This window comes from Nostoc sp. DedQUE04, assembly GCF_034530995.1.
GTDB lineage: Bacteria > Cyanobacteriota > Cyanobacteriia > Cyanobacteriales > Nostocaceae > Nostoc.
Window position 1 is genome coordinate 1 of sequence record NZ_JAVRCA010000121.1, and the last position, 10,953, is coordinate 10,953.

General features: G+C 40.8%; 8 protein-coding genes. 3 read left to right on the forward strand and 5 right to left on the reverse strand.

Translation table 11 applies throughout. The features are described from left to right. Window positions 1–688: 688 nt before the first annotated feature. Window positions 689–982 carry a hypothetical protein gene (locus RM049_RS38560; RefSeq protein ID WP_322708007.1) on the reverse strand — a complete coding sequence of 98 codons (294 nt, stop codon included), beginning with the start codon at window positions 980–982 and terminating at the stop codon, window positions 689–691. A 261-nt stretch (window positions 983–1,243) separates the two neighbouring features. Here RM049_RS38560 and rpaB point away from each other — a divergent pair, with 261 nt between their 5' ends. Further along, the gene (gene rpaB / locus RM049_RS38565; RefSeq protein ID WP_322708008.1) at window positions 1,244–1,984 is read left to right on the forward strand and encodes a response regulator transcription factor RpaB; all 741 of its coding nucleotides are present in this window, start codon (window positions 1,244–1,246) and stop codon (window positions 1,982–1,984) included. Window positions 1,985–2,408: 424 nt separating this feature from the next. Here the strand turns inward: rpaB and RM049_RS38570 are convergent, their stop codons facing one another. Next, window positions 2,409–2,927, reverse strand: coding sequence for a transposase (locus RM049_RS38570; RefSeq protein ID WP_322708009.1), 519 nt, complete (start codon window positions 2,925–2,927; stop codon window positions 2,409–2,411). Then, window positions 2,881–3,231 carry a transposase gene (locus RM049_RS38575; protein ID WP_163928970.1) on the reverse strand — a complete coding sequence of 117 codons (351 nt, stop codon included), beginning with the start codon at window positions 3,229–3,231 and terminating at the stop codon, window positions 2,881–2,883. The genes RM049_RS38570 and RM049_RS38575 overlap by 47 nt, the downstream gene beginning before the upstream one ends. Before the next feature lie 423 nt (window positions 3,232–3,654). Between RM049_RS38575 and RM049_RS38580 the strand changes: the two genes are divergently transcribed. Beyond that, window positions 3,655–4,977, forward strand: coding sequence for a glycosyltransferase (locus tag RM049_RS38580; RefSeq protein ID WP_322708010.1), 1,323 nt, complete (start codon window positions 3,655–3,657; stop codon window positions 4,975–4,977). A gap of 169 nt (window positions 4,978–5,146) precedes the next feature. On the opposite strand, the gene RM049_RS38585 is transcribed toward RM049_RS38580, so the two are convergent. Beyond that, window positions 5,147–6,649 carry a Rieske 2Fe-2S domain-containing protein gene (locus RM049_RS38585; RefSeq protein WP_322708011.1) on the reverse strand — a complete coding sequence of 501 codons (1,503 nt, stop codon included), beginning with the start codon at window positions 6,647–6,649 and terminating at the stop codon, window positions 5,147–5,149. 266 nt (window positions 6,650–6,915) lie between these two features. On the opposite strand from RM049_RS38585, the gene dinB reads away from it, so the two are divergent. Continuing rightward, window positions 6,916–7,920, forward strand: a complete 1,005-nt coding sequence (dinB, locus tag RM049_RS38590; protein WP_322708012.1) for a DNA polymerase IV — start codon at window positions 6,916–6,918, stop codon at window positions 7,918–7,920. A gap of 31 nt (window positions 7,921–7,951) precedes the next feature. Here dinB and RM049_RS38595 read toward each other — a convergent pair whose 3' ends face one another. Continuing rightward, window positions 7,952–10,474 carry a hypothetical protein gene (locus tag RM049_RS38595; RefSeq protein ID WP_322708013.1) on the reverse strand — a complete coding sequence of 841 codons (2,523 nt, stop codon included), beginning with the start codon at window positions 10,472–10,474 and terminating at the stop codon, window positions 7,952–7,954. Between the last annotated feature and the right edge of the window lie 479 nt (window positions 10,475–10,953).

Sequence of the window (10,953 nt, forward strand, 5' to 3'; positions counted from 1 at the left end):
AGTTTTTAAGGTGGTGTTACAAGCTTGGAATTAACCCTGTTGAGGGTTTGGAAAGTCTCTCAATTATACCGAGCGTACTAAGTTGAACCCACACCAGAGCTACTGGACGGTGCTACTCCTTCCTTTTGTAAGCATAAGTCGAGCAACCCACTTTGAAACCATAAAGTGAGCAACTTGCTCAACTTATGCTTACAGTGACAACACGATCGCGGTAGAACACAAAATAAGGTAGTCTTATCTTTTATCCAATATAAACTACGATTAAAACTACTTTCCCCCAGACACAACACTTTCACCAACATGCGATCGCGGAGGGTGCATGTTGGCAACGGAATAGAAACTATTGCGCTGCCGATAAATTTTGTTTGTCTTTGGTATCGCTTTTGATGCGTAATTCAGCGATACACAGTTACAGGGTGCTAACTTATAGTTATAGTTAGCCGTAACTTATTATAGGCACAATTCAACTATAGGTTTTACTGAGTGCAAAGATAGTTTACAAAAATGGCTCAGGCGGTTGCCATAATACTGGTTTAGCTAAGAGACAGAGGTATTGCTGCACAAGAATGCATTCGGGAAAACTTTTCTCCCTTGCTTGATGCCTGTCCCTCCTCTAAGATTCGGATCATGGATAATTACAACCGCCTTGATGGCCAACCGTCTGGGAATACAAATTGCCTGTTTTAAATTAACTACAGAAATCATCCACCCGAATATCCCGCCAGACATCAGAAACCTGCCAGCCGGAATTACCCACCGATTGTACAGGAGGATTGTCAAGGAATGGAATATAGTCGGGAACTCTAGGCTCTGAAATCGCTACTGGTTTCTCCTCAACCTCAACCACAGGGGCTGAAGTATTGACAGTATTAGCTTCAAGAAGTTGGTCTTCTGCTTCTTCGATTAGCTTCATCTGTTTCAGGGTAAGCTTGTCAGATTTTTTGATGATTTTCTTTGTCTGTATTTCATTAGAAGTATTCATTGGCTTAAAATTTGTCTGGGTAAAATTGGGAGAAAATGAGTATCAATAATTGCACAGAATAAACACTCTACTGCAAAAGTATGGAAAATACCAGTCTCTTACTGAAGAATTTATTAATTGGATATAAATCTCTTTTTCGGGCAGATGCCTTAAAGCGATCGCTTCTTCATCATGACTGTGGGTCAAAAATGTGATTGCGTTTTTGACTCCTAATAAGCAGATAATGGATGGTTGAGAGTTCTTGCTCATTAGGAACAGTCGTTGAGAAACTTATCAGGTGAAAAAGGCACAATCTTAGTAGTAGATGACGAAGCCAGCATCCGCCGGATTTTACAGACGCGGTTAGAAATGATTGGCTACAGTGTAGTTACAGCTAGTGATGGTGAAGAAGCTTTGTCAGCTTTTCGCCTGTTGACCCCTGATTTGATAGTTCTGGATGTGATGATGCCAAAGCTGGATGGTTATGGTGTATGTCTTGAATTACGGAAACAATCAGACGTACCAATTATTATGCTAACAGCATTGGCAGATGTAGCAGACCGAATCACTGGGCTGGAACTCGGTGCTGATGACTATATGACAAAACCTTTCTCACCCAAGGAATTAGAAGCTCGGATTGCCTGCGTACTAAAACGGCGCTTCCACAAAACCAGTATCAATACTATTCCTAACTCTCTTGTAATTCATGCAGGCGACCTGAAAATCGATACAAGTAAGCGGCAAGTCCATAAAAATGAGCAACGCATTCGGTTGACAGGTGTGGAGTTTAGCTTATTAGAGTTGTTAGTTAATCATTCGGGAAAGATTTTTTCAAGGGCTGAAATATTACAGCAATTGTGGGGCTTTGTACCAGAGATGAATACAGACACCCGTGTGGTGGATGTGCATATTTCACGATTGCGGACAAAGGTAGAATCCGATCCCAACGACCCAGAATTCATTATTACAGCAAGAGGTAATGGTTATTTTTTCCCACGAATTATTGATTCAGAACACGATTGAAGAAGAAATTATCAGTCAAAATGTTAAAAATTCTAGAAACAACACCCAATCGACTTGTCATCAAGTCAGAAAGAAGAAATTTTGATGCCTTGATAATAGTCCTTTTTATTTATGTTGCTATTTACTTTTTATTAATCTCTACATTCAAAAAATGGACAATATTTGGTCTGAATCAGAAAGCTGTGGAATCAATATATCAGAGCGTAGCTTCTCCTTCACTTTATTATTTTAGTTCCATAGCACTAATTATCTGTGGTTGCTTGATATTCGCTAGGACGATTGTAGACTTTCATCTCCCAGTTAGAACTATTATTTTTGACTGTGATAGTCATCTTTTAACAATCAAGTATACCTATCTGTTCTGGCATTATAAGAAAGACTATTATCTCAATGAAATTGAATTAATTCAGTGGTTTCCAGGAACCTATCCCACTAATAATATTTTGTTAATCCAGATGTGGATAGTAGCAAGGTCAATCAATGCGTCAAAGTAAACCTTTTGACGTTCCCATCTGACAACGAGACGGCGGTATTTGCGTTGATACCAAGCAAAACAACGCTCCTGCTGAAATCTAGGAACAGAGATTTTGATGGGTCTTCCTCTGTTTTTCTTGGTTTTCCAGACTCGTTTTGGGATTTGAGGACGAATACCTCGTTTACGTAGGTCAGCACGTTTTTGTTTTGAGTCGTACCCTTTATCAGCAGCCAGCACCTTGATTCGTTTACGTGGTCTGCCGCGTTTTAATGTTTTGAGTTTGACTTTATCAAGTAGAAGTATTACTTGTTCTCTTTCATTACCGTTGGCTGGGGTAGTGCAGTTAGCCAAGGGCATTCCACCACCTTCAGTCAGGGTGTGAATGAGAATACCTTTACCTTTGCCACCATACGCTACGTCTTCACCTCCTCCTTTCCCAGGGGGAAAAAGACCCGTCAACCGCGCCAAAGTTCCAGTTTATCAGTCCCTGATCGTTAGCGATCGCTAATATACGCGCCTGTAAATGTTCAAATGTTCCATCCTCACGCCATCTTTTTAACCATCGGTGGGACGAGCTTTTAGATGCCCATGTCTCCCCACGCGGCAGATCACACCATCGACACCCAGTAATCAAAATGTACAACAGGCTATTTAATACATGGCGATATGGTGCATGAGGCATTCCTTTACCACGCTTGGATGCCTGCTTAGGAAATATATCCTCAAATAACTTCCATTCCAGGTCGCTCAAGCCCTCAAAACGTCCAGCCATCAACGGATACACCCAACTCAATTCAGAAATACATTACCACAATCTGGCATTAGTGGGATAGGTTCAGAGACAATTTACGTAGGCTCATCAGGCATATTACCCGTTCAAGTTTTAAAACTCATTCGTAGGAAACCAAATGGCAAGACGCATCTAATACGGCTCTACAAGACTGTACATCCTGAACTCCAAGAAATAAGTACTATAGTTGATATGATTCATCGATTCCTTCTGGCTCTTAGACAAAGCAACAAGAAATAATGGAACGCGCGATCGGATCAAGCAGTTCAGGGATGGTAAGCGTGTTCGGTAGGTGCATAAGGCAAGGGAACAGTTACGAAAAAGCAGGCTGATTTCAACTGTATTGGTTTATCGCCCAGAGGCACAGGAAATTAGTACAATTTTTGAATACTGGAGTTTTCATTTTTGAAAAAGCATTTGAGTCAAAGTCTACCTATAGCACCAAGCCGGAAACTGAAGATTACGATCCTAACAGTAGGTTCAAGAGGAGATTTGCAACCATACTGCGCTTTGGCTATTGGCTTGAAACGCGCGGGGCATCAGGTAACAATCGCAACACACGAAAACTTTGCATCTTTTGTTAGAAAGTTCGATTTAAAGTTTGCACCGATCGCTGGCAATATGGAAGAGTTTTTACAATCGAAACAAGGGCAGCGATTGATTGCGGGAGAAAAGTTGAAAAAAGAAGAAGGAGATAAGCTTTTACTTCAACAGTTAGAATCAGCTTGGAGTGCGTGTCAGGGAAGTGAGGTAATTATCTACACGCCGCTAGCTATTTTTGGATATCACATCGCAGAGAAATTAGGCGTACCTTGCTTTTTTGCATCAGTTCTGCCGTTGAGTCCTACAGGGATGTTTGGGTTTTTGAAATTTGCTCAAACAACTAAAAACCCGCTAAAGAAAGCGATCAACTATGGTAGCTACTTACTAGTAGAGTTTTTGCACTGGCAAAGATATCGTCAATTACTCAATCACTTCAGAACGGAAACGTTAAAATTGCCGCCCTTACCATATTTGGGCAGACGCTTCAGACAGAAGACTCCGGCGAATGTATCACGAATCCCTGTATTGTATGGATTTAGTTCGCACGTCATCCCAAAACCTCGTGATTGGCCGCATTGGGCGTATGTAACTGGGTTTTGGTTTATTGACCAAGCCTCCGAATACGAGCCACCTATCGAACTAGAGGATTTTCTTGGGCGAAAGCAATTACCTTTGTGTTTTGGATTCGGCAGCATGACGATGCCCAATCCAGAATATCTCACACATTACATCGTGGAAGCTCTAAAGAAAACCCATCAAGGCGGGATTATATTATCAGGATGGGGTGATGTTGGAAGAACGGTAAATATAAAAGATTCGCTACGAGTGTTTGCGATCGAGGAAGTTCCGCATGATTGGTTATTTCCTCAAGTGCCAGCAGTAGTACATCACGGAGGAGCTAGTACAACTGCGGCAGTGTTACGTGCGGGGATACCATCAATTACCGTACCCTTTTTTGCAGATCAGCCAGTTTGGGGTGAAAAGCTAACTCGGTTGGGAGTCAGCCCTGCGCCGATACCGTACAAGAAAGTATCAGAAGAAACTCTAGCGGCAGCGATTGAAATAGTACTGGGTGATGAGGTGATGCAGAAAAAAGCCCAGGAGTTAGGTGAGAAAATCAGGGCTGAGGATGGTGTGGCGAATGCAGTTGAGGCATTTCATCGCCATCTAGGTTTGATAGAGTAAAATATTTCTGGACTGATCTGCTAGTGATAGCAATAGGCGAAACTATTGGCATCTCTCGAACGAGGTACAACTTGGTTTGGAAGTTTGGAATTTAGAAGGCTGAGTTAGCAGGAGCGTCCTGCCAATTGAGCCTTCTGAATAAATTTTCTTAGGACTTACCTTGAATAGATTAATCATTGTGTGCGTGTTCAAACTCGTAAACGTAAAATAAATGACTAAATTTATCAAGTAAGTATCCTAGAAGCACAAATAATGTTGCACCCCCAAGCGCCCACCAAAACCCTGTATGAGGAAAAACCGTTAAAAGTGACGCGGGGATTTGGTTTGCAGATGCTAATGTAGCTTTTACCGCTACGGCTCTAGCATCCAGAATTACAGCAACACATAAGCACAATATAGATAATCCGTAAGCTAACACCCGTAAACGTTTAATATTTTTCAAAGCATCTTTGCAAACTTTGCAATGTTGGGTATGAGTTGCCCAGACATCAAAAAGCTTTTGTTTGTCCAATTCCAGGGAGGGAAGATCGGTATTACACCCCGAAGCCCAAGGAATACTACCTCCAGCTTTTTTCTCCAACCATTGACGAAATGTAATTACCATTTTATCTTGAGGATTGGGTGTATAAACTGCGTTTACCCATTGGCCTTTTTGGCGTTTAGCTAGAATCTTCTGTTGATAATGAAGAAATACTAAGTCTTGGTGTAAGAACAAGGATGACAAAACATGTCCTAGCCAAGTTGGCATTGGTAGTCCAAAGACTCCTAATCCTTTAGGTGTCTTACCCGTCTCGTTCTTAACTAAGACCTGACAGCCAATATGACGACACCACCCTGGGCGTGTAGGGGTAGCATACAATGCCAGGATCAGCTTACCACCACCTTTGGAAGTAGAAACAATCCTCATCTGACAAGGTGGTTGGAAGTCGTGAATCGCTTGTGAAATCGTGGGGGCAGTCGGTGTTATTTCAAAAGAAAATCCTTCTTGAGTAGACATTTGCTTGATGCAAAGCATATCGTAGTAATTAGCATCTTTATAGCGATTGCCAACTAGACCGTGGTGGGAAACAGGGACATGGGCTGGATCAGCTACATTTTCCATGAAAAAATCCCATCCATAGGGTAGGTCACGTATATTCCAAAATAGATGAACTACTTTGTCGGAGTTTTCTTCAAGTTCTGGAATAATTCGTGGTGTCCTCAATTGACTTTCAAGCTGTGCATCAGAACCAGACTCAGCCCAAACCCACAATAAACCCTGCCGTTCTTGTGTTGGATAACTAATTGCAGATGACTTTGAATTTGAGCAGTGTTTAGAAGATGTTTGCTGATCTTTCGACTGGGGAATGCTCACACAGTTTCCCTGCGAATCAAAACGCCAAGCGTGATAAGCACATAAAAGTGTGCCATCAGACTCAACACGCCCTTCTGAAAGAGGAGCTAGTCGATGGGGGCAACAATCTTCAAAGCAAGACCATTTACTCAAATTGTCTTGCCACAAGACTAAATCTTTTCCTAATAACTGTATTGCATGTGGGCGAGATGGATCTAGAAAATCCACAACTGCTACAGGATACCACTGCTTTGTCCATTGAAATACTTCTTCTTTGTTTTGATTCAATGGAACGCTTGCGTTATCCATATCCCCTTGAAAATCTATTTTAGTGGTCATGTGTGTTCTTTTATGTTTTTGAACTAATAAAGTTAGAGCTATTTAATATTTAATATAGTTGCAATTCCAGGTACGCTCTTTTCTACTTAAAAAACTTTCTTCGCTTGCTTGATGACATAAAAACTATGTATCCCCTCAAACACCCCTTCAGGAGACAGTTGCTCAAAACGATAGTAGGTAATTTTATCTCTTATCTAGTACTGTTATACTATAAAACTGATGTTGTATTTACTTCCTTGAAAATGCTGTGAAAAACGAGACTGCTTGTGACAAAGCTACCCTTCGGACAACAATCTGTCGCTAGTAGAACCAGGAAAATAGTTCACGTAGACATGGATGCCTTTTACGCATCGGTGGAACAGCGAGATAACCCTAGCTACCGAGGCAAACCGTTAGTAGTCGGTGGCAGTCCGAATCAGCGAGGCGTGGTTGCAGCAGCCAGTTATGAAGCTCGTAAGTTTGGTATTCATTCCGCGATGCCGTCAATAACAGCGATCGCAAAATGCCCCGGACTGATATTTGTCAGACCGAGATTCGACGTTTACCGAGAGATTTCCGCAGCAATCCACGCTATCTTTAAACGCTACACTGATTTAGTGGAAGGAGTTGCGCTAGATGAAGCATATTTGGACGTTACTGAGAACAAGCAAAACATCACTTACGCTTCTACGATCGCAAGACACATCAAAACTGCGATTTTCCAGGAAACGAAATTGACGGCAACCGCAGGCGTATCGATTAACAAGTTCCTAGCAAAAATGGCATCAGGGCAGAATAAGCCGAATGGACTGACGGTGATTTTACCGGAGGATGCGATCGCCTTTGTAGAACAACTGCCGATTGAAAAGTTTCACGGCATTGGAGAGGTGACGGCGGCGAAGATGCATTCGCTCGGCATTCATACTGGCGCAGATTTAAAGGGGCGATCGCTCTTGGAGTTAACACACCATTTTGGGAAAGCTGGTCATTATTACTACAAGATTGCCAGAGCAGAAGATGACCGTCCAGTTGAGGCGAATCGAGTTCGCAAGTCCATTGGTGCAGAAACATCATTTGCTTGGGATTTAAGCGAGCGCCATCAGATGCTACAGAAACTCGAACAAATTGCCACAATCGTTCCCATGAGCAGCAAAAGTCATCGAAATCGCAAAAAATCTGCGTTACATTCAGCCGATATACAATGGATTCCATCGCTGAGACATCCTTTTTTTCATGTAATTACAGTCTCAGCTTTTTTTTGCACCTTTTTGAACCCGTCGAACTCACGTTAAAGTAAGGATGATTGCTAGAGTTGCAATTAGCTTAAACTCGACCAAGCCAAACTTTTTTTTCAATCAGTTCGGCGATTGGATGTTTAGTTGTGGTTCCAAGCTCAGTATCGCGATGCCATTCTTGCCAAATACCTGCGGCGAGTTGAGAAAACTCACCCCCTACTTGATACCAACTAGGATTATCTTCTCTACTCCATAGTTTACATAGCAAATCTAAAACTTTCTCAGATGTGATATTTTTCATGGGGTTTAATTTGTTTTCGTTTGATTTAGTTAAGCTATCTTCTTCTCTAAAGACCCTACTAAGTCCTTCTTTGACACTGAAATTGCTCAACTTATCCGAACACCTGGAAATATTAAAAAGTGCATCACAAATACGTCTATTCAAACTTAAATATACAGCGCCCTTGAGTGCTTTTAAAAAAACCTCCAACGCATTGGTAATATCATCTTGAATTAATAATAAATATTCTCCATCAAGCAAATAAATTTCTGAAAGCACGGCTTGCCAAAAATTATTACTGTGACCAGCAGTTAAATCAGTTTTAGCAAGTTTATCGGCAAACTTGGATGCCTGTTTTGGCAAATTATCTTCTCCAAGCCTGATCCAAGCTCTTCCTGCAAAAGCTAGCCATCGAGAAGCTCGTTGAGCTAAACCAATGCGTAATGCATAGTGAGCTGCTCTGAGAAAATTTTCTGCGGCTTCTGAAAGAGAACTTTTATCATCAGAAAGATAAAACTCTATCCGTGCAACATTTCCATACATTTCAGATAATGCTAGATACACATCCCAGCCAGGATCTTTGTAACAAGATCCTCGTTTAGTTGCATCTCGAATTTTACTGTCCCAGATTTCTAATCCCAGCCACTGACTTCTTTTGCTTTGATCAAATAAGTTCTGCTCATGCCCACAAGAAAGCTCGTACAGGTAGACTTCTGATTGAATGAGAGCTTGAATAGGAACAAGCTCTTGCTTGACTTTCTGATCTTCCTCAAGGACTTGGTTCATTTCTTGAATGAGCAGTTGTGCGTTACGGATGTTTCCTTGAAAATTGGATAGTCTTAGCTCTAAGCGTTTTGTCAGAAAATAGCAGCGATAGAAGTTGAGTCGATATGAAAAGTAAATATCCTCTTGAGGAATTTTACTCAGTTCCTCTCTGGCTGTGTAAGCAATTTTCTTAATCTCAACTGTTTGGCATTCTTCATCAAGAAATTGAAATTTTTGAAAAGCTCTTCTGGCTTTAGTTAATCGCTTTCTCAGATCAGAGAGAGCCTTACAGGCTGAAGTATAGATTTGGATATCTAGTTTACCGGATGTACTTTGATCGGCTATCCATTGCTTGGCAGCATAGATGATCGCTTGTAGCATAGTAATCATTGAGTCGCGATCAACCCAAATTCCTTGATAATGTGGTCTATTACCGATAATTACTGTTGTTTCAACTAAAGAGTCAATACTGCTGTCTAAAGTTTTGGTTGAGATGCCGACGTTAGCTACATACTCTGCCAAGCCCATGTGTAGGCTCAAAGCACCTATAGCATTCTCAACGATTGTATTGCCAGAAGTGTACATCCATTCAATCATCTCGTGAGATTTGCCATCATAACTAAAGCTACAGGTTACTAAAGCCATAATTACGGGAGTGAGGGAATCCAGAGACTTGGCTTGTGGTTGCATTGTCAAGCATGAACCTGGAGTTTTGAGAGCACACTCTGCTTGATGACCTATTTGTACGAATTGGGCGTATAAATCACTATATTCCTTTTCTGCATTAACATATCGAGATAAGGTTTGAAATTCTGTCTTTTGCACTCTAATGTGAAGGTTAGGGAGATTTTTTAGCATTTGCTCTTTGATCGCAATGCTGATGAATAATTTGATAGCTTCTTGCTGGGTAAATTTTGTCTTACCGCCAGCTTTGAGCCTGTCCCTAGTCCGCTCTAGCTTGTCAATTACTTCCAGTCTCAGTTTTAAACCAAGTGTTGGGTGCGATTCCCAGAGATTATCAATCAGGGATGTTAAATAGTCGTTCTCTTGATATTTAAAATGTCCTTTGTTAGCAATTGCTATTTTGTTATTTGCGATCGCTAAAAACTCTTGAGTCGTAGGTACTAAATCTTCAACCTCTAAAAACTCAAGCAATGCAACTACTTGAGCAATTTGAAAAAACCTTTCTTGGCTGACCTTAATAATACTAGCGTTATTGGGTAAGAAACCGGCAGACTCCAATAGTTCGTCAGTACCAATCTCTCCCAATAATTCTCGTAGTTCCTCAGCATGGGGATGAGACTCGATGTCTTGGGAGTTTTTTTCACCCTCTGCTTTTGATTTTCTTTTCGATGGTTTATGGTTTTGCAGAGTTTTGCAAAGTTTTATTAAACCTTGACGGTTAACTGGCAACCTTTTTTTTTCCTGATTGAGAAATTCAATCACAACTGGTCGGCTAACATCCATCCCTTTTGAGAGTTCTACCTGGGTTGCTCCCATTTTTTCTAGGAAGAAGTGAAGCATCTTCCTGAGTTCTTCTTGGTTTTCAATACTTTCTTTACTCATACTCTTGATTTCATAACTAGTATCTGTCAACATAATTTACAGTAAACTAAAAATATATTTATTGTTTGTATTATTTCATACATAAAATAACAAATATACATTTTTTTCCGACATGTCATTTAAACTATACCTTTTTTTTATATATACTTTTTATATTGTATAAATAAATACAATTTACTAATAAATTCTTGTTTTACATTTACATGTATATAAGAGACAATTGGTTTTATAAGCTGGGAATTATCTTGTTGTGTTTAATCACAATAACGTTCATCTTAGAATCTTGGCATTAAATATCGCGTTACCCAAAACCCAGCAGGGTAAACAGTTATGGAGTGCATTCGTCCTTGACGTGGCGTAGGTATCGCCTGCGTTCTCCATCAAGGAGCGATCGCTGATCGCTCGCTACACCCACCCAACTTTTAGAACCTATCCCACTAATAAAATCCTTTGAACCCAGATATGGATAGTAGCAAGGT

Coding starts and splice junctions, on each gene's coding strand:
- RM049_RS38560 (WP_322708007.1), bottom strand. CDS start 982: ATGAATACTTCTAATGAAATACAGACAAAGAAAATCATCAAAAAATCT.
- RM049_RS38575 (WP_163928970.1), bottom strand. CDS start 3,231: ATGGCTGGACGTTTTGAGGGCTTGAGCGACCTGGAATGGAAGTTATTT.
- RM049_RS38585 (WP_322708011.1), bottom strand. CDS start 6,649: ATGACCACTAAAATAGATTTTCAAGGGGATATGGATAACGCAAGCGTT.
- RM049_RS38595 (WP_322708013.1), bottom strand. CDS start 10,474: ATGAGTAAAGAAAGTATTGAAAACCAAGAAGAACTCAGGAAGATGCTT.